Origin of the sequence: Silanimonas sp. (genome assembly GCF_044377035.1) — a bacterium.
Lineage (GTDB): Bacteria > Pseudomonadota > Gammaproteobacteria > Xanthomonadales > Xanthomonadaceae > Silanimonas.
Genome location: NZ_JBILJW010000002.1, coordinates 35708 through 55019 on the forward strand (window position 1 = coordinate 35708; position 19312 = coordinate 55019).

Below are 19312 nucleotides of genomic sequence, written 5' to 3' on the forward strand. Positions count from 1 at the left end.
TATCGGATCAAGCGCCCTTGGTCAGCGAGGACGCCGGTAGACGGATCTCGAACCGGTAGTGGCCCGCAGCATCGGCGGCGATCTGCAACAGTTCGACGCGGGCGCCACTGGGCGATACGACGCCATCGATCGCACGCAAGGTGTTCGACACGCAACGCATGTCGTCCGCCTCGCCGGCGATGATCACCGCGTCACCCGCGTAGCGCAGCAACGTGCTGCGGCAACCCGCCGACAGCAGGGGCTGGATCCGCGTTTCCACTTCGGCCAAAGGGGCGAATCCCGGCGGCATCGGTCCGGACTGGGGCAAGGGATCCGACGGCGGATTGGACGATGCGGTCTGTGGCGCGTCCGTGGCGGAGGCATCACTCCCCGGCGCCGGAGTGAAGCTCACCAGGACGCGCTCGCTCGGCGGTTGGACCGCCGGATGGGTGTCGAGGAAGATTTCGAACTCGTGGCGTACCTTCCCACCGCTCGAGATCACCCGCTTGATCACTTCGCGGTCTTCGATGTGCCCCGGATCGCCCTCCTTCAGGGCGGCAAGGAACCACTCCAGCCGGCGCCACTGTTCCTCCCCGTCCATCAGCGGGTCACTGGGCACCGCATGCACGCGGACGCGGTGCCCGATGAACGGCAGTTGCGCGATTTCGACGGATTCGATGGTGACGCCCGCCGGAAGCAGCGGACGCAAGGCATCGCGCACCGCATCGGGATCGGCATACCGCCGCTCGGCACTGCGGCGAGCGCTGGCCGCAGCGACGGCCTGCTCCTGCTCGATCGCATCAGCGGGGCGAGCGAACACGTACCCCAGAGACACACGATCCGCGTCCCAAGGCTGTATCGACGCGTCGCGCGCCCACCGCGCAGTGCCCAAGTAGGCGCCGGTCGGCACGCGCCAGGACTGGTCGCCCCAGCCGCCCATGGCGGTATAGGTCCATTCCTTGGATTCGAACACCAGATGCCCACCGTCATCGAGCGTCATCCGCACCGGCGCGAGGTGCTCGCGCGGCAAAACCACCCAGCCGTCCTCGCAGGTGAAATCCCGGCCCCGATCCAGACGCACCACCGTGCCCGTCGCTGGGCCCAGGTCACGGAGCCGTGCCTGCAGCACCGGCTCGCCGTTGCGGGCGACGAAGGCCGCACGGCTCGTCGGCTGCATCAGCGCGTACCACTCGGCGTATCGCGGGCGCTGATGCTCTCGGATCGCTTCGAGTTCCGCCATCACGTTGCCAAAGGAACGGAGGAAGTGCAGCTCGATGGCATGGGTCCCGTCGGAGTGCACGACCACGCCCTCGTACTGCGACAGGTCGCCAGCGCCGTAGCCTTGGCCGCCCCTCGGCGAGAACACGCCGTCGAGGCGGGAGGGCTTCTCTGGATCAACACCCGGATCGGGATCGCCATCCGCGGTCAGCGGCTGGAGGGCGTAGCCGCCGCTGAGATCCGGGCAGCCAGTGACGGGATCGGTGGGCGGATCGCCTTGATCCGCGCCGCGTTCGAAGGCGGTGCATCCGCCGAGCGTCACCACGATCAGGACCGTGGCGACCGACAGGGGGGGGCAACGCCAAGCAGGTGCTCGCGAAATCATGAAAGTCCTCAAGAGGGCGGCCGATACGCCGTCGGATGGCATCACGGAACGGCGTCCCGCACCAACGTTGCCGGCGCTGCAGGGCCGATGGTCCGCAGGGGTGTCGGATTCCGCAGGGCCAAGGTGGCGATTTTTCATGCTTTCGGCGCGGCCGGACGACGCCGGCGGCGAAGTGCAGGCGCTTCGGGCGACAGCGGGGAAAGGAACAACGCGTGTAGCCGTTCGCAAACCGGGCCCGCTGCCAAGCCGAGATCGTTGGCCTCGAGGATCACTTCCTGCAGCTTCGCTTCCAGCAGGCGAAGCCGCGCCTCCGCGGTGAGCCCCGCCTTTCCCGTGCGCGGCGCCACCACCATGCCTGCCCCGCGCCGCCGGAGCAGCACGCCTTCCTCGCACAGCGCGGCATAGGACCGACTGACCGTCATCGGATTGATGCCGAAGCGCGAGGCCATCGCGCGGACGGACGGCAGCCGCTCACCGACCTGCAATTGGCCTGCGGCCACGAAGCGCCGCACTTGCTCGGTGATCTGCCGATAGATGGGAACCGGCGACGTTACGGAAACCTGCCACTGCGATGCGTCCATGTGTATCAATAGGCCAATACAAAGCCCCCACGTCAAGCCCCAATCGCTCCGTGAAGGTCTATAATCGCGCGGCGCCGCCCGGGCCAAGGCCCGGGTTTCGTTGCCCATCAAGCACTTGCGTCAGCAACCCGTTGAAGCCCAACGCACCCAGGATCGCCGTGGCCAGCCTTCTCAAGACCTTCGCCCAGTCCTCGCAGCTCTCCGGCGGCAACGCCGCGTTCATTGAAGAGCTTTACGAGCAGTACCTCCGCGACCCGGCCTCGGTCGACGCGAAATGGAAGGCCTACTTCGACGGCTTCGGCGGCAGCGCCGACGTGCCGCACTCCGACGCGATGGCTCGCGTGCAGGTGGCCGGCATGCTGGCCGCCAAGGGGCTCGGTGGCGGCGTCGACGAGGACACCGCGAAGAAGCAGGCGGCGGTCAGCAAGCTGGTGACGGCCTACCGCTCGCGTGGCCACCTCGGCGCCTCGCTCGATCCGCTCGGTATGGCTGGCAAGCCGGAAGCCCCGGACCTCGAGCTCGAGTTCCACGGCCTCGGCAAGGGTGATCTCGACACCGAATTCCCGGTCAACACCTACTTCGGCGCCGAACGCCTGAAGCTCAAGGACCTGCTGGCCAAGCTGCGCGTGACCTACTCCAGCGTCATCGGCGCGGAGTTCATGCACATCAGCGATGCGAAGCAGCGCCACTGGATGCAGGAGCGCCTGGAGAAGGCCGCCGGCCGCTTCGGCTTCAGCAAGGATGAGCAGACCCGCATCCTCGAGCGCACCACCGCGGCCGAAGGCCTCGAGCGCTACCTGCACACCAAGTACGTCGGCCAGAAGCGCTTCTCGCTCGAGGGCGGCGATGCGCTGATCCCGGCGATGGACGTGCTGGTGCGCCGCGCCGGCGCGAACGGCGTCAAGGACATGGTCATCGGCATGGCCCATCGCGGCCGCCTCAACGTGCTCGTCAACACGCTGGGCAAGCCGCCCTCCAAGCTGTTCGCCGAGTTCGAGGGCCGCTTCGAGCACCACGACGATCCGGCGCACTCGGGCGACGTGAAGTACCACATGGGCTTCTCGGCCGACATCGCCACGCCGGGCGGCCCGGTGCACATCGCGCTGGCCTTCAACCCCTCGCACCTTGAAATCGTGAACCCGGTGGTCGCAGGTTCGGTGCGCGCGCGGCAGATGCGTCGCGAAGACAAGGATCGCGGCCAGGTGCTGCCCATGCTGATCCACGGCGACTCGGCCTTCGCCGGCCAGGGCGTCATCATGGAACTGTTCCAGATGTCGCAGGCCCGCGGGTTCGCGGTCGGCGGCACGCTGCACATCGTCATCAACAATCAGGTGGGCTTCACCACCAGCCGCCCGGACGACACCCGCTCCACGCTCTACTGCACCGACCCCGCCAAGATCGTTGGCGCGCCGGTGCTGCACGTGAACGGCGATGACCCGGAAGCGGTCGCGTTCTGTGCGCAGCTCGCGTTCGACTTCCGCCAGACCTTCAAGAGCGACGTGGTCATCGACCTCGTCTGCTACCGCCGTCACGGCCACAACGAGGCCGACGAGCCGGCAGCCACGCAGCCGCTGATGTACCAGAACATCCGCGCCCGCAAGACCACCCGCGAGCTCTACGCCAACCGCCTCATCGAAGCCAGCGTGATCAGCGCGGATGAGGCCAAGGCCTTCGTCGACGGCTACCGCGCCAAGCTCGACAAGGGCGAAGTGACGGCCGATGTCACCACGGCCGCCAAGGACAGCGTCAGCGTCGACTGGTCGCCCTACTTCAAGGGCTCGCTCAGCGACGAGGTCAAGACCGCGGTCGCCCGCAAGACGCTCGACGCGCTCGCACAGCAGATCAATACCGTTCCGGAAGACCGCAAGCTGCACCCGCGCGTCGCCAAGATCTACGAGGACCGCCGCAAGATGGCGGCCGGCGAGCTGTCGATGGACTGGGGCTTCGCTGAGAACCTCGCCTACGCAACGCTGCTGAAGGAAGGCTTCAAGCTGCGCCTCGTCGGCCAGGACGCCGGCCGAGGCACCTTCTTCCACCGCCATGCCGTGCAGCACGACCAGGCCTCGGGCGAAGCGATCATGCCGCTGCGCGAACTGGTCTCGAACCCCGAACACGTCGTGGTGATCGACTCGCTGCTCTCGGAAGAAGCCGTGATGGCCTTCGAGTTCGGCTACAGCACCGCCGAGCCGACCACGCTCAACATCTGGGAAGGCCAGTTCGGCGACTTCGCCAACGGCGCCCAGGTCGTCATCGACCAGTTCATCACCTCGGGCGAAGCCAAGTGGGGCCGCCTCTGCGGCCTCGTGCTGTTCCTGCCGCACGGTTACGAAGGTCAGGGCCCCGAGCACAGCTCGGCGCGCCTCGAGCGCTTCCTGCAGCTCTGCGCCCACCACAACATCTCGGTGGTCACGCCGACCACGCCGGCGCAGAGCTTCCACATGCTGCGCCGGCAGATGCTGCGCGGCACGCGCAAGCCGCTGGTGGTGATGACGCCGAAGTCGATGCTGCGCCACAAGCTCTCCGTGTCGACGCTCGAGGACCTCGCCAAGGGCAGCTTCCAGACCCTGATCCCGGACAGCACGGCCAAGGACGCCAAGAAGGCCACTCGTGTGGTCGTCTGCGGCGGCAAGGTCTACTACGACCTCGTCGAGGACGCCGAGAAGCGCGGCCTCACCGACGTCGCCATCGTGCGCGTCGAACAGCTCTATCCCTTCCCGCGCGCCGAGCTCACGGCCGAACTGAAGCGCTTCGGCAAGGCCGCCGAAGTCATCTGGTGCCAGGAAGAGCCGCAGAACCAGGGCGCGTGGTACCAGATCCGCCACCACGTCGAAGCCTGTCTCGCCAAGGGCCAGACCCTCAGCTACGCCGGCCGCGGTCGATCCGCGGCGCCGGCCTGTGGCCACCTCAGCCAGCACAACCTCGAACAGGCCGCCCTGCTCGAAGCCGCGCTGGTCGGCCCGCAGGTCCTGGCGGTCGCCGAGTAAGCGACTCGCCCCCTCAACGCATGCCGCAGGGGCCCGCCCCTGCCCCACGCTCCTCCCGATATCGAACCCCGACCGAGAACGCCCGCCATGGCCACTGAAATCAAGGTTCCGCCGCTCCCCGAGTCCGTCTCCGACGCCGTCATCGCCGCCCTGCACAAGAAGGTGGGCGACAGCGTCCGCCGCGACGAGAACTTGGTCGACCTCGAGACCGACAAGGTCGTGCTCGAAGTGCCGTCGACGGTCGATGGCGTGATCAAGGAGCTCAAGGTCAAGGTGGGCGACACCGTCAATTCCGACCAGCTGCTGATCATCGTCGAGGAAGGCGCCGTGGCCGCCGCGCCGGCACCTGCCGCCGCTGCCCCGACGGCCGCTCCTGCCGCCGCGGCTCCCGCTGCCGCGCCCGCCAAGGCCGCCGCACCGGCGCCCGCCGCGAAGAGCGACGCCGGCCTGCCGCCGGGCGCTGCGTTCTACGCCGCGCAGAACGGCATCAATCCGGCCGAGGTCGCCGGCACCGGCCGCCGCGGCGCGGTGACGAAGGAAGACCTGGTCAACTTCGCCAAGGGTGGCGGCGCGCGTCCGGAAGAGCGCGTTCCGATGACCCGCATGCGCAAGCGCATCGCTGAACGCATGATGGAATCGAAGAACTCCATCGCCATGCTCACCTCGTTCAACGAAGTGAACCTGCGCGAAGTGATGGCCATGCGCAAGGCGCAGGGCGAAGCCTTCGAGAAGACGCACGGCATCAAGCTCGGCTTCATGAGCTTCTTCGCCAAGGCCGCGGCCAACGCGCTGCAGCGCTTCCCCATCGTCAATGCCTCGGTCGACGGCGACGACGTGATCTATCACGGCTACTCGGACATCTCGATCGCGGTCGCGACCGAGAAGGGCCTGGTGACGCCGGTTCTGCGCAACGTTGAGCGCATGGGCTTCGCCGACGTCGAAGCGGCCATCGCCGGCTACGCCAAGAAGGCGCGCGACGGCAAGCTGGGCCTCGAGGACCTGCAGGGCGGCACCTTCACCATCACCAATGGCGGCACCTTCGGCTCGCTGATGAGCACGCCGATCGTCAACCCGCCGCAGAGCGCCATCCTCGGCATGCACGCCATCAAGGAGCGCCCGATCGCCGAGAACGGCCAGGTCGTGATCGCTCCGATGATGTACATCGCGCTCAGCTACGACCACCGGATCATCGACGGCAAGGACGCAGTGCAGTTCCTGGTCGACATCAAGAACCAGCTGGAAAACCCGCACCGCATGCTGCTCGGCCTGTAAGGAGCCCGACATGAGCGAGATCCAACAGTTCGACGTCGTCGTCGTCGGTGCCGGCCCGGCCGGTTACCACGCGGCGATCCGCGCGGCGCAGCTTGGCCTGAAGACCGCCTGCATCGACGCTGCGCTCGGCAAGGACGGCAAGCCCGCCCTCGGCGGCACCTGCCTGCGCGTGGGCTGCATTCCGTCCAAGGCCCTTCTGGATTCCAGCCGCCAGTGGTGGAACATGGGCCATATCTTCAGCGAGCACGGCATCAGCGCGCCGAACGCCGCGATCGACATCCCGACCATGATCGGTCGCAAGGACAAGATCGTGAAGCAGTTCACCGGCGGCATCGCCGCGCTGTTCAAGGCCAACAAGGTGTCGGCCTTCTACGGCTTCGGCCAGCTGCAGGCGGGGAAGAAGGTGCTGGTGAAACAGCACGACGGTTCCGAAGTCACGCTGGAAGGCAAGCACGTCATCCTCGCCGCAGGTTCGGATTCGATCGAACTGCCGTTCGCGAAGTTCGACGGCACGCACATCGTCGACAACGTCGGCGCGCTTGATTTCACCGAAGTGCCGAAGCGCCTCGGCGTGATCGGCGCCGGCGTGATCGGCCTCGAACTCGGCAGCGTGTGGAGCCGCCTCGGCGCCAAGGTCACCGTGCTCGAAGGCCTGCCGGACTTCCTCGCCGTGGTCGACCGCGACGTGGCCAAGGTTGCGCAGAAGGAATTCACCAAGCAGGGCCTCGACATCCGCCTCGGCGCCAAGTGCACGAAGACGGAAGTGAAGAAGGGCGAGGTGCATCTGAGCTACACCGACGCCAATGGCGAGCAGACCCTGGTGTTCGACAAGCTGCTGGTCGCCGTCGGCCGCAAGGCCGCGAGCAAGGGCCTGCTGGCCGAAGGCACCGGCGTGCAGCTCGACGAGCGCGGTCGCATCGTCGTGGACGACCACTGCCACACCGGTGTGGAAGGCGTGTGGGCGATCGGCGACTGCGTGCGCGGCCCGATGCTCGCGCACAAGGGCTTCGAGGAAGGCATCGCGGTGGCGGAACTCATCGCCGGCCTGCCGGGCCACGTCAACTTCGACACCATTCCGTGGGTCATCTACACCGAGCCGGAGATCGCCTGGGTCGGCAAGACCGAGGAGCAGCTCAAGGCCGAGGGCGTGCCCTACAAGACCGGCACCTTCCCCTTCGCGGCCGTGGGCCGCGCGGTGGCGATGGCCGAGCCGGCGGGCTTCGTGAAGGTGATCGCGCACGAGGAAACCGACACCGTCCTCGGCCTGCACCTCGTCGGCGCCAACGTCTCGGAGCTGGTGCACGAGGGCGTGCTGACCATGGAGTTCAAGGGCAGCGCCGACGACCTCGCACGCATCTGCCACGCGCATCCGTCGATGAGCGAGGCCGTGCACGACGCCGCCATGGCCGTGCACAAGCGGGCGATCCACAAGGTCAACTGACGCCTATCCATCGGCGATACTTCGGGGGCGCCTTCGGGCGCCCTCGTCGTTTCCAGGCCCCGCGAGCCCACCCATGTCGATCCCCGCCACCTTCCCCGCCTTCCGCATCCACAGCGACACCGCCGGTTACCGCAGCGGTATCGAGGATGTCGCGCTCGATGCGCTCTCGCCCGGTGAGGTCGTCATCCGGACGGCCTATTCCTCGGTGAACTTCAAGGACGCGCTGGCCGGCACGGGCAAAGGCAAGATCCTCCGGCAGTTCCCGCTCATCGGCGGCATCGACGTCGCCGGCCACGTCGTGCAGAGCCGCGATCCAGCGTTCAAGGAGGGCGACGCCGTGCTGTGCACCGGCTGTGGGCTCTCGGAATCCCGCGATGGTGGCTACTCGGCCTACGCGAGGCTCGAGTCGAAGTGGGCCATTCCTCTGCCCGCCGGGCTCGACCTGCGCGAGTCGATGATCCTTGGCACCGCCGGCTTCACTGCCGGCCTCGCCCTGCTGCGCCTGCAGGACAACCGGCAGGCCCCCGACCTCGGGCCGCTTGCCGTCACTGGCGCGACCGGCGGCGTGGGCAGCCTCGCCATTGCGATCTTCTCGACGGCGGGTTACGCGGTGCACGCCATCAGCGGCAAATCCGACCAGGCCGATTGGTTGCACTCGTTGGGCGCGTCCGAGGTGCTGGGCCGGGACGCGCTGGCCACGACCAAGCCCATGGATTCCGCCCGCTTCGGCGGCGGCCTCGATAACGTCGGCGGGCCCATGCTGCACGCCCTGCTGGCCCACACCGCGCCCTACGGCAACGTGGCCACGGCAGGCCTTGCTGCAACGCACGATCTGGCGACGACGGTCATGCCCTTCATCATCCGCGGCGTATCGCTGATCGGCGTGGCCTCGGCGGGAACCGCGAGGGACCTGCGCGACGAGGTCTGGCGGCGCCTTTCGTCGGATTGGAAGCCCGTCTGTCTGGGCGAGATCGCGACCCGCGAGGTGGGGCTCGAGGGCCTCCCCGCGGTGTTCGCCGACATGCTGGCCGGTGGCTCCCGCGGCAGGACGCTCGTCCGGCTCTGAGGACGCACGCGAGGGCCGGATCCGCCCGCGAATGCCACCCCGCTGCTCCGTGACCGCGGTCTTGCCCAAGCGAGGCGAACCGCGCTTACAATCGCGGGGTCTTACCGGAGATTTCCATGGCACGTATCCTGATCGTCGACGACTCGCCGTCGCAGCTCGTCAGCATGAAGCGCATCGTCGAGAAGCTCGGCCACGAAGCGATCACCGCCGAGGACGGCGCCAGCGGCGTCGAAGTCGCGAAGGCGCAGCGCCCCGACCTGATCCTCATGGACGTCGTGATGCCGAACCTCAACGGCTTCCAGGCCACGCGCGCCATTTCCAAGGACCCGGACACCGGCCACATCCCGATCATCCTCGTCACGACGAAGGACCAGGAGACGGACAAGGTGTGGGGCATGCGCCAGGGTGCGAAGGCCTACATCACCAAGCCGTTCACGGACGCGCAGCTCACGGAAGCGATCCAGGGCGCCCTGGGCGGCTGATCGGCACCAGCGCAGCAAAGCGGCAGCAAAGAAGCCCCGCAATCGCGGGGCTTCGTCGTTTCCACGGGGCGGCGAGGAACTAGGGGGCGACGTTGTCGCCGAAGGCCAGCGCCATCTGCCGATACAGCGAACGCTGCGCTTCGTTCTCGGGCTTCGGCGCGGTGATTTCGATCTCGACGATCTGGTCGCCCGGCGAGGCACCAGGCAGACCGCGACCCTTCAGCCGGAGCTTCAGTCCCGCGTCGGAGTCCTTGGGGATCTTCAACTCGACCGCGCCGCCCAGCGTCGGCACTGTCGCCGTCGTGCCGAGCACGGCATCCCAAGGCGCGAGCGGCAGCACGTACAGCACGTTGCGGCCATCCACCTCGAACTGCGCATGCGGTGCGAAGTCGACTTCCAGCAGCAAGTCGCCACCCCCGGGGCCCTTGCCCGCCAAGCGGATCACCTGCCCGACGCGGATGCCGGCCGGCACCTTGACCTCGAACTGGCGCCCATCGACGTCGATGCGCACCGTGCCGCCCGCGTAAGCCGTTTCGAGCGGGATGGCGAAGCCCAATCGCTGGTCCTCCCTCGGCGGGCGCGCACCGGCACGCGCACCCGGGGACGGACCGGCGCCGGCGGAACGCTGTCGCGCCTTGGCCCCGAAGAAGGCCTCGAAGAAATCGCTGAAGGCGCCACCGGGGGCACCACCGAATCCGCCGCCGAAACCGCCGGGGCCGCCGTATCCCGGCGGTGGGCGGAAATCCTGCCCGGGGCGATAGCCGCCGGCCCGCAGGGCGTCGTACTGCGCACGCTTCTCCTTGTCGCGCAGCACTTCGTAGGCCTCGTTGATCGCCTTGAAGCGATCCTCGGCGCCCTTCTCCTTGCTGACGTCGGGGTGGTACTTGCGGGCCAGCCGGCGGAAGGCCTGCTTGATCTCGCTCTCACCGGAACCGGGTTCGACGCCCAGCACCGCGTAGTAGTCCTTGAATTCCATCGCGGCACCTTACTGCAAGCAGCGCGCGGCGCGCAGCCGGGCCGACTCCGGACGCCGCCGTCACGGGTGGCCGCTACACTTCCGGTTTTCCCCCACGGAGCTCCCGCATGACCATCGCGATCGGCGACACCATCCCGCAGACCACCTTCAATGCGCTGAAGGACGGCGTGCAGGCCGTCGACACCAAGGACGTCTTCGCCGGCCGCAAGCTCGTGCTCTTCGCCGTGCCGGGCGCGTTCACCCCGACCTGCTCGGCCAAGCACCTTCCGGGCTACGTCGAGCACCTTGAGGCGTTCAAGGCCCGCGGCATCGACGTGGCCTGCGTGGCGGTCAACGACGCCTTCGTGATGGATGCCTGGGCCAAGCACCAGAGCGTGCCGGAAGGCCTGCAGATGCTCGCCGACGGTAACGGCAACCTGACGAAGGCGCTCGGCCTCGAACTCGACGCCACGGCCTTCGGCATGGGCCTGCGCAGCAAGCGCTTCGCGCTGTACGCCGAGGACGGCGTGGTGAAGCAACTGCACGTCGAGGCGCCGGGCGAGTTCAAGGTTTCGGCCGCCGAGTACGTGCTCGAGCACCTGCCGAAGTAATCGCAAGACTGGAGCACCGCGCTTGGCGCGGTGCTCTGGGCCTTACTCCGCCTCGTCGTCGCGACGCACCACCGGCAACGCCGAAGCGAGGCGCGTCGCAGCGGCCACGCGGCGGGCCGGCAGCATGTGCATCACCATGTCGGCCATATCGAGGCCGAGGCCCCGGCCCTGCGAGCGGCTCATCGCCGCGAGGTCGAGATCGACATAGCCCATCGGGCGCCCCTCGGCATCGAACGCCAAGCCCGGCATCCCGTCCACCAGCAGCGAACTGCGCGGCACGCGGGTCTCACCGAGGATCATGCCGGGCCGCACCAGCGGCACCGCACCCCATTCGTCGGACGTGCGCAACAGCGTGTAGAACACGCGGCCGGGCGCCGGCTGCGACAGGCGTTCGAAATCGACGAAGGGCTGGCCGCTGGCGTCGCGCACTCGCAGCCAGGCGAGGCCGAGCTCGGTGTCGCGCGTGACCAGATCGGCGGTGCGCCATTCGTCCGAGCCCGGCAGCCGAACGCGGAAATCACTGGAATTCGCCACCATCGCGCCGCCGGTGCTGGGCGCCTGGCGATTGAGGCTGCCGAGATCGAAGCTCACCGCTCGCGCCGACACCAGCACCAGGCCATCCGCGGCGACGAGCACGCCCTGCGTCCGGTCCTCGTTGCGTTGCTCCTGCCCGCCAGCGGCGACCGTGATGACGTACTTGACCGGAACGACACTCGGCGAGCGCTGGTCCACGAGTCGACGGTAGGCGTCCGTGTAGTCCTCCTCAGCCGCCAACGCCAGCATCGGCAACGCGAGGAAGAGCGCCACCAGCAGGATCGCGAACCGGGACAGCATGTTCAGGGGGGACATCATGGACATCAGCGGGTCTCCGGGATCCAACGGCGTTCGACTTGCACGATACGCGCCTCGCCGTGGCGGAGGACGTCAATCGCGAAGCGCTCGCCCTCTCCCGCCAAAGCAGCCTGCAACGCTGGCCGGAGGCGATCCAGACCGTCGACGGTCTGGCCCGCGATGCGAACCACGACATCGCCGGCCTTCAGGTGCGCAAGGCCGGCCGCACCGCCACCTTCGACGACCTGAAGAAGCACGCCGGATTGGTCGAGCGGCAAATCGCGTTCCACGCGGTCGTGGAAGCCCAGTTCACGGAACTGCGCACGCAGGCTCGAGACGTCCATGGTCCGCAATCCCGAGACCGGCACCGGCGACGCCACGAGGGTGGTCGTCCAACGTTGGCGCTCCGTGCCGCGCAGGCCCTCGAACACCACGCAATCGCCGATCTCGAACTCCCGAACGCGCTGGGCGAACAGTTCGGCGCGGGAATCGTTGACGGCCTCCAGCGGCTGGCCCTCCAGCCCCGTCACGAGGTCACCGACCTTCGCGCCGGCCGCGGCAAGCGCACTACCCGGGTACAGGCGGGTGATGCGGAAACCCGATGACGGCAGGCCCATGGTCTGCGCCAGCGAGGTCGGGATGGGCTGGACCTCGACGCCCGCCCAGGCCTTCGGCAGCTCCGGAAGCGGCTGCCGCGAACGGTCGCCCCAGGCCGGCGTGAGCGCCGACAGGAGCCGTTGCCCGTCGGCGAGGTACTCGAGGACCACCGGCGTGGCGGGCCGCCGAGCAGCCGACCACGGCGCCAGGTCGGCCACGGCCGCCACCGGCTGGCCGTCGACCTTCAGCAGCACGGCACCGGCCGGCAATGGCGGACGCGCCGTCGCGGCCGGGCCGCCGGCTCGCAGGCTGGCCACCAGCAGGCCGCGTTCGACATCGAGACGACGCCGCTCGCTCATCGTCGGCGTGAGCGCCTGAACGGCGATGCCGAAGGGCGCGAACGAAGCGGACTCACCGCGCGTTTCCCCGGTGTCCTCGGGTGTGACGCGCACGGTGCGCTCGTCCGGACCGCGGACGACGCGAAGCGCGATCGCTTGGCCGGCGACAAGCTCGGCCAGACGGCGCTGGATGGCCGGCACATCGACCGCCTGCGGGGCGTCCAGCGCCACGCCGTCGAGCGACAGCAGGCGATCGCCGGGCTCGAGCCCGGCCTTGGCGGCAGCCCCCGCACGCTCGACCGCGGTGACCATCACGCCCTTCGTCTCGCCGCTTCCGCGCAGCGAGCGGAGGCGAAGCCCCAGCGTGCTGCGTTGCACGCGCCCCTTGGCAATCAGTTCGCCGACGACGGCCTTGACGTCGTCGGCGGGAATGGCGAACGCGAGATCGCCGCCGAACAGCATGCCGCGCGTGTTGACGCCAACGATTCGGCCCTCGAGATCGACGAGCGGGCCACCGGAATTGCCGGGGGCGATCGCCGCATCGTGCTGGATCCACGCGTAGTAGCGACCGGTCGGCGCGTCGGCATCGAGGCTGTCCTCGTAGTCCGCCTCGTCCTCGAACAGCGAGACCAGCAGACGCCGCGGGTTGTTGACGACCCCGGCGCTCAGCGAGTTCGACAGCCCCCACGGTGCGCCCATGGCCAGAACGGTTTCGCCGGGCCGGAGGTCGTCGGATTCGGCGAAGCGCGCGAACGGCATCGGCGTCGGGACGCCCTGCACCTTCAGCACGGCGAGATCGGCGGCGGTGTCCTGCCCGACGAGGAGGGCCTCGCGCTCGCGACCATCGCCGAACACCACCCGGAAACTGCGGCCCTTGTCGGTGACATGGGCGTTGGTGGCGATGTGGCCCTCGGCACTGATCACCGTGCCGCTGCCGCTGCCGACGCTGAGCTTGGGCTCGCCGGCCTCGAAATCCTCGCGCACCACGAGGATGCTGACGACATGCGGCATCACCGCTTCGCGCGCCTGCGCCAGATCCTCCACCGACGGCCCCGCGGCGAAGGCCGCGGGGGACGGGACGAAGGCGGCGCCAGCAACGGCGAGGACGGCGGCGAGGAAGAAACTGGGGGGGCGGTTCGGCATCGGGACGTCCTGTTCGACGCCTTGGGCGTCAGTTCGGTGCGCTGGGCGCGGGAGCCTCGTCGGTGGTCTCGGGCGCGCTGTCGTCGCCCGTGGTCTCGCCCTCGATGACCTCGATGGCTTCGAGCGCGATCAGGCGTTCGCCTGCTGCCACACGCATCAGCGTGACGCCTTGCGTGTTGCGACCCACCTGGGCGATCTCGGACGCACGAGTGCGCACCATCGTCCCCTGGTCGGAAATCAGCATCAGGTCGTGGTGCTCCGAAAGCTGCAGCGCACCGACCAGCGCGCCGTTGCGATCGCTGGTCTGCAGCGCGATGACGCCCATGGTGCCGCGGCCCTTGCGCGGGTACTCGCCAACCTCGGTGCGCTTGCCGAAGCCGTTGGCCGAGGCGGTGAGGATGTCGCTGTCGCCATCGATGACAACGAGGCTGACGACGTGCTCGCCCTCGGCCAGCTTCATGCCGCGCACGCCGGTGGCGGTGCGGCCCATGGCGCGCACTTCGTCCTCGGCAAAGCGCACGGCCTTGCCGCCGCTGGCGAACATCATCACATCGCGATTGCCGTCGGTGATCTGCACGTCGACCAGCGCATCGCCCTCGTCGAGGTTGATGGCGATCTTGCCGCGCGCGAGGCGGAAGGCGAACTCGGAGAGCGGCGTCTTCTTGACCGTGCCGTCGCGCGTGGCGAAGAAGGCGAAGCGGTCTTCGCTGTACTCATGCACCGGCAGCACGGCTTGCACCTTCTCGCCGTCCTCGAGCGCGATCCAGTTGATGATCGGACGGCCGCGGGCATTCGGGCCCGCCTCCGGGAGCTGGTAGACGGAGAGCCAGAACACGCGGCCGGCGCTGGTGAAGGTCAGCAGGGTGTCGTGCGTGTTGACCACCCAGAGGCGTTCGATGAAGTCCTCGTCCTTGACCGCCGTGGCCGAGCGTCCCTTGCCGCCGCGCTTCTGGGCGCGGTACGCCGAGACCGGCTGGCGCTTGATGTAGCCGGTGTGCGAGAGAGTGACCACCACGTCTTCCGGCGTGATCAGGTCGAGGACGTCGAGGTCTTCCTCGCTGGCGCGGATCTCGGTGCGACGCGCGTCGTTGAACTCTTCCTTCACCGCGAGCAGTTCGTCGCGGATGACCTGCAACAGCACTTCCGGGTTCTCGAGGATCTCGATCAGGCCGCGGATCGTCTCGAGCAGCGTCTTGTACTCGTCGGTGAGCTTCTCGTGCTCGAGGCCGGTGAGCTTCGAGAGGCGCATCTCGAGGATTTCCTTCGCCTGCGCCTCCGACAGGCGGTAGCCGCCGTCGACCAGGCCATAGCCCGGCAGCAGGTCCTCGGGACGCGAGGCATCGGCGCCGGCGGCCGACAGCAGCGCGCTGACGAGACCCGACTGCCAGGTGCGGCCGAGCATGCGCTCCTTCGCGATCGCCGGGCTTTCCGAGGTCTTGATGAGCTCGATCATCTCGTCGATGTTCGCGAGCGCGACGGTCAGGCCTTCGAGGATGTGGGCGCGATCGCGGGCCTTGCGCAGGTCGAAGATCGTCCGGCGCGTCACCACTTCGCGGCGGTGGCGGACGAACGCCTCGAGGAACTGCTTGAGGTTGAGGATCTGCGGGCGGCCGTCGACCAGCGCCACCATGTTGATGCCGAACACCGTCTCCATCTGCGTCTGCGCGTAGAGGTTGTTCAGCACGACCTCGGCGGACTCGCCGCGCTTCACCTCGATGTAGACGCGCATGCCGTCCTTGTCGGACTCGTCGCGCAGCTCGGAGATGCCCTCGAGCTTCTTCTCCTTCACCAGCTCGGCGATCTTCTCGATCAGCCGCGCCTTGTTCACCTGATACGGCAATTCGGAAACAACAATCGCCTCACGGTCGTTCGCCGCCACCTCGATCTCCGCACGAGCGCGGACACGCGCCCGGCCGCGGCCAGTGTGGTAGGCCGCGTGGATGCCGACGGCGCCATTGATGATGCCGCCGGTGGGGAAATCCGGGCCCGGGATGTGCTGCATCAGATCGCTGATGGTCGCTTCCGGGTCGTTGATCAGCGCGATCGTCGCGTCGATGACCTCGCCGAGGTTGTGCGGCGGGATGTTCGTCGCCATGCCCACCGCGATGCCCGCCGAACCGTTGACCAGCAGGTTCGGGAAGCGCGTCGGCATCACCGTCGGCTCGAGTTCCTTCTCGTCGTAGTTCGGCTGGAAATCGACCGTGTCCTTGTCGATGTCGGCCATCATCTGGTGCGCGATGCGCGACATGCGCGCCTCGGTGTAACGCATGGCAGCCGGCGCGTCGCCGTCGACCGAGCCGAAGTTGCCCTGGCCGTCGACCAGCATGTAGCGCAGCGAGAACGGCTGCGCCATGCGCACCAGCGTGTCGTAGACCGCGGTGTCGCCGTGCGGGTGGTACTTGCCGATGACGTCGCCGACGATTCGCGCCGACTTGTAGTACGGCTTGTTGCTGTGCGCGCCGAGCTCGTCCATGGCAAAGAGCACGCGGCGATGGACGGGTTTCAGGCCGTCCCGGACGTCGGGGAGTGCGCGGCCCACGATCACGCTCATGGCGTAATCGAGGTAGCTCTTGCGCATCTCGTCTTCGAGGTTGACCGGGATGATTTCCTTGGCGAGATCGGACATCGGACTCAACAGCGATTCGGAAGCCCCGAGTGTAACAGAGCCACGCCGTTCAGGGCACCCGATCTTTCGGGAAAATCAATGACTTACAAGCGATTTCCCGACACTCATTGGTCCTGCCGCCAGCCGCCTGAGAACCGGGTTCAACCGGGCCCGAATACGGCCCGCATCCGCGCCTCGTCGGGGCGCTCGATCACGCCCTTTTCGGTCACGATGACGTCGATCAGCGAACCCGGCGTCACGTCGAAGACTGGATTCCATGCCGCGATGCCCTCGGCCACCACGCGCCGGTCGCCGGCGAACAGCAGCTCGCGCGAATCGCGAAGCTCGATCTCGATGTCGTCGCCGTGCTTCGTAGCCATGTCGACGGTCGACGACGGCGCCACCACCATGACCTTGACGCCGTGGTGCTTCGCCGAGATCGCATGGGCATAGGTGCCGATCTTGTTGGCGGTGTCCCCGTTGGCGCAGATGCGGTCGGCGCCCACGATCAACCACTGCACGGCGCCGGTCTTCATCAAATGCGCCGCCGCCGAATCGGCGATGAGTGTGGGCGGGATGCCGTCCTGCTGCAGCTCCCACGCCGTCAGGCGGGCGCCCTGCCCCCACGGCCGCGTCTCGCCGGCAAAGACCTTGGCGATGCGGCCCTCGGCCACGCCGGCGCGGATGACGCCGAGCGCCGTGCCGAAGCCGGCGGTGGCGAGCGAGCCCGTATTGCAGTGCGTCAGCACGCCGCTGCCGGGCGCGATCAGCGCGGCACCGAGCTGGCCCATGAGACGGTTCGCCGCGAGGTCTTCGCGGGCGATGGCCTCGGCCTCGGTCGCAATCGCCGCAAGCCAGTCCGCGCCGGCGGCGCGCAAGGCCGCGCGCATGCGCCGGATGGCCCACATGAGGTTCACCGCGGTCGGGCGCGAGGCGTTCAAGGCCTCCAGCTGCGAGGCCATCAGGCGCTCGGCCTCGAGGCCATCAGCCGCCTGCGTGCCCTGTCCTGCCAACACCACGCCCCAGGCGGCGGAAATGCCGATCGCCGGCGCCCCGCGGACAGCGAGGTCGCGGATGGCGACGGCCACCTCGGCCGCGCTGTCGCAGCGCAGGTTGACGGTCTCGAAGGGCAGAAGGCGCTGGTCGAGGAGCAGCAGGTGGTCGCCCATCCACTGGATGGGTCGGATGCGGTCGTAGCGGTCGTAGTCGATGCTCATGCCGCTATGCTACCCGGCATGCCCACGAGCCCGAAGCGTACGGCCAGCGTTGCCGGTACCGAAGCCCGACTCCACGCCGCGTCGGTGCAGGCGGGTGCAGGCGCCGCCATCGACGTGGCCCTCCACACCCTGCCCCTGCTGCGGCCGTTCATTCCGAAACGGATGCTCGACGCCGCCGAACGGCTGAAGCCCGCCACGGTGCGTCGGGACCTCGTCAAGACGATCTACGCCCGGCACGGCCTGAAGCCCGCGCGCTGGGAGATCGAGAGCGTGCTCGCCGTGGCCGAGACTCAGGCCAAGCTGAGCCCGCTCACCCGCAAGGACGGGCTACGCGACCTGCTCGGCGAGTGGCTGCCGACACCGCTGATCCAACCCCTTCTGCGCTTCACACCGGTAGAACCGCTCGTTGCGGAAACCACGCGCGCCGTGGCCACCACCTGGGCGGCCGGGCGCTACGCCGATGCCGTCTGCCGCGTGCGGAAGGCCGGAATGGACTGGCTGCCGGCGCCGCTTGGTGAAGCGCTGGAAATCGCCCCCGCCAAGCTCCGTGATTTCAGCGCCGAAGCGCTGACGATGGCCCTCCCGCCGCTCAAGCTCGCGGCGGCCTGGGGCGGTCAGGTGCTACGCGCCTCGGGCCGCATCGCCAAGGCCGCGGGCCGCGCCGCACGCGAACCCACGACGAAACCATCGACGCCATCGACGGCGGTCCGACCAGCGAAAGCGCCGCGAAAGCGTTCCGCTGTCACCACACCGAAAACTCGGCGCGGCACCCCCGGCTGACCCACAACCCGCGCTGGTCGAAGCCCCAGGTGTAGCCCTCGGTGCATTCGCCGCGCGACAGCTGGCGCTCGAGGCGCACGTCGCGGGCGTAGCCGATGTCGCAGTACTGCGTGCGTCCGCTTTGAGACTCGCAACGGACCATCCGGCCGCCACCGTGGCCGCCGTCCCATCCGCCGCCGCCCTGCCAGCCACCACCGCCCTGCCAACCACCACCGCCCGGCCGGCCACCGCCACCGCTGGCGAATTCGCCGCGGCAGCCTTCGGCCACCCAAACGCCACGACGGTCCCAGCCCCAGGTGCGGCCTTCGATGCAGGCACCGCGCGACAGCTGGCGCACCAGCACCACGCCGCCACGGACATCCAAATCGCAGTAGTTCTGCCGGCCATTGTGGCTTTCGCAGCGGATCACCGATCCGCCGCCATACCCACCACCGTAGCCATCGCCATAGCCGCCTCCGGGATGGCCCGCGTAGCCGCCGCCAACCTCGAACTCGGCGCGACAGCCTTCACTCACCCAGACACCGCGCCGGTCCCAACCCCAGGTGCGGCCTTCGATGCAGGCACCACGCGACAACTGGCGAACCAGGACAACGCCGCCACGGGTGTCGACCCGGCATTGGTTGGTTCGGCCGTCGTGGCTTTCGCACCGGAAGCGCTCGGCGGGCGCGTAGCCGTACTGGGCGGCTGCAGGCATGGAGAACGACGACGCCCCGAAGAGGGCGACGAGGGCGAAGAACGAGTGGCGTGCGGACATGGGCGGCCTCGGTATGGATCGCGACGAGGAGCATCATCGGCGATCGATGAATGGCCGGGAAATTCCGCAGCAA

15 protein-coding genes are annotated in these 19312 nt (G+C 68.4%); 7 read left to right on the forward strand and 8 right to left on the reverse strand.

All coding sequences use genetic code 11. The features are described from left to right. Positions 1 to 7: 7 nt before the first annotated feature. Together ACIQ6S_RS01320 and ACIQ6S_RS01325 are read right to left on the reverse strand one after the other, a co-directional pair. Positions 8 to 1519 (reverse strand): hypothetical protein, encoded by a 1512-nt coding sequence (locus tag ACIQ6S_RS01320; RefSeq protein ID WP_397606772.1) that lies wholly within the window; start codon positions 1517 to 1519, stop codon positions 8 to 10. A 197-nt stretch (positions 1520 to 1716) separates the two neighbouring features. Further along, positions 1717 to 2163, reverse strand: coding sequence for a GntR family transcriptional regulator (locus ACIQ6S_RS01325; RefSeq protein WP_397606773.1), 447 nt, complete (start codon positions 2161 to 2163; stop codon positions 1717 to 1719). Between the two features lie 158 nt (positions 2164 to 2321). Between ACIQ6S_RS01325 and ACIQ6S_RS01330 the strand changes: the two genes are divergently transcribed. The 5 genes from ACIQ6S_RS01330 to pilH all read left to right on the forward strand — a co-directional run bounded on the left by ACIQ6S_RS01330 (position 2322) and on the right by pilH (position 9408). After that, on the forward strand, positions 2322 to 5147 hold the full coding sequence (locus tag ACIQ6S_RS01330; protein WP_397606774.1) for a 2-oxoglutarate dehydrogenase E1 component: 2826 nt from the start codon (positions 2322 to 2324) through the stop codon (positions 5145 to 5147). Positions 5148 to 5234: 87 nt separating this feature from the next. Next, positions 5235 to 6419, forward strand: a complete 1185-nt coding sequence (sucB, locus tag ACIQ6S_RS01335) for a dihydrolipoyllysine-residue succinyltransferase (RefSeq protein ID WP_397606775.1) — start codon at positions 5235 to 5237, stop codon at positions 6417 to 6419. A gap of 10 nt (positions 6420 to 6429) precedes the next feature. After that, positions 6430 to 7860: a dihydrolipoyl dehydrogenase gene (gene lpdA, locus ACIQ6S_RS01340; RefSeq protein ID WP_297866586.1), complete on the forward strand. Its 1431-nt coding sequence runs from the start codon at positions 6430 to 6432 to the stop codon at positions 7858 to 7860. Positions 7861 to 7933: 73 nt separating this feature from the next. Then, positions 7934 to 8926 carry a YhdH/YhfP family quinone oxidoreductase gene (locus ACIQ6S_RS01345; RefSeq protein ID WP_397606776.1) on the forward strand — a complete coding sequence of 331 codons (993 nt, stop codon included), beginning with the start codon at positions 7934 to 7936 and terminating at the stop codon, positions 8924 to 8926. 116 nt (positions 8927 to 9042) lie between these two features. Next, a complete protein-coding gene (gene pilH / locus ACIQ6S_RS01350; protein WP_297875130.1) occupies positions 9043 to 9408 on the forward strand; it encodes a twitching motility response regulator PilH in 366 nt (121 codons plus the stop codon). A 79-nt stretch (positions 9409 to 9487) separates the two neighbouring features. On the opposite strand, the gene ACIQ6S_RS01355 is transcribed toward pilH, so the two are convergent. Next, positions 9488 to 10384 (reverse strand): DnaJ C-terminal domain-containing protein, encoded by an 897-nt coding sequence (locus ACIQ6S_RS01355; protein ID WP_397606777.1) that lies wholly within the window; start codon positions 10382 to 10384, stop codon positions 9488 to 9490. A 107-nt stretch (positions 10385 to 10491) separates the two neighbouring features. Between ACIQ6S_RS01355 and ACIQ6S_RS01360 the strand changes: the two genes are divergently transcribed. Beyond that, positions 10492 to 10974, forward strand: a complete 483-nt coding sequence (locus tag ACIQ6S_RS01360) for a peroxiredoxin (RefSeq protein WP_297875132.1) — start codon at positions 10492 to 10494, stop codon at positions 10972 to 10974. Positions 10975 to 11016: 42 nt separating this feature from the next. Here ACIQ6S_RS01360 and ACIQ6S_RS01365 read toward each other — a convergent pair whose 3' ends face one another. The 4 genes from ACIQ6S_RS01365 to mtnA all read right to left on the reverse strand — a co-directional run bounded on the left by ACIQ6S_RS01365 (position 11017) and on the right by mtnA (position 17705). Beyond that, positions 11017 to 11832, reverse strand: a complete 816-nt coding sequence (locus ACIQ6S_RS01365; RefSeq protein WP_397572571.1) for a hypothetical protein — start codon at positions 11830 to 11832, stop codon at positions 11017 to 11019. Further along, positions 11832 to 13883 (reverse strand): trypsin-like peptidase domain-containing protein, encoded by a 2052-nt coding sequence (locus ACIQ6S_RS01370; RefSeq protein WP_397606778.1) that lies wholly within the window; start codon positions 13881 to 13883, stop codon positions 11832 to 11834. Before ACIQ6S_RS01370 ends, ACIQ6S_RS01365 begins: the two co-directional genes overlap by 1 nt. A 28-nt stretch (positions 13884 to 13911) precedes the next feature. Then, complete coding sequence (gyrA, locus tag ACIQ6S_RS01375) at positions 13912 to 16509, reverse strand: DNA gyrase subunit A (RefSeq protein WP_397606779.1); 2598 nt, start codon at positions 16507 to 16509, stop codon at positions 13912 to 13914. A gap of 140 nt (positions 16510 to 16649) precedes the next feature. Continuing rightward, positions 16650 to 17705: an S-methyl-5-thioribose-1-phosphate isomerase gene (gene mtnA, locus ACIQ6S_RS01380; protein ID WP_397606780.1), complete on the reverse strand. Its 1056-nt coding sequence runs from the start codon at positions 17703 to 17705 to the stop codon at positions 16650 to 16652. 18 nt (positions 17706 to 17723) lie between these two features. Between mtnA and ACIQ6S_RS01385 the strand changes: the two genes are divergently transcribed. Further along, positions 17724 to 18485, forward strand: coding sequence for a hypothetical protein (locus tag ACIQ6S_RS01385; protein WP_397606781.1), 762 nt, complete (start codon positions 17724 to 17726; stop codon positions 18483 to 18485). On the opposite strand, the gene ACIQ6S_RS01390 is transcribed toward ACIQ6S_RS01385, so the two are convergent. After that, a complete protein-coding gene (locus ACIQ6S_RS01390; protein ID WP_397606782.1) occupies positions 18448 to 19239 on the reverse strand; it encodes a DUF3011 domain-containing protein in 792 nt (263 codons plus the stop codon). The genes ACIQ6S_RS01385 and ACIQ6S_RS01390 overlap by 38 nt on opposite strands. Positions 19240 to 19312: the final 73 nt, after the last annotated feature.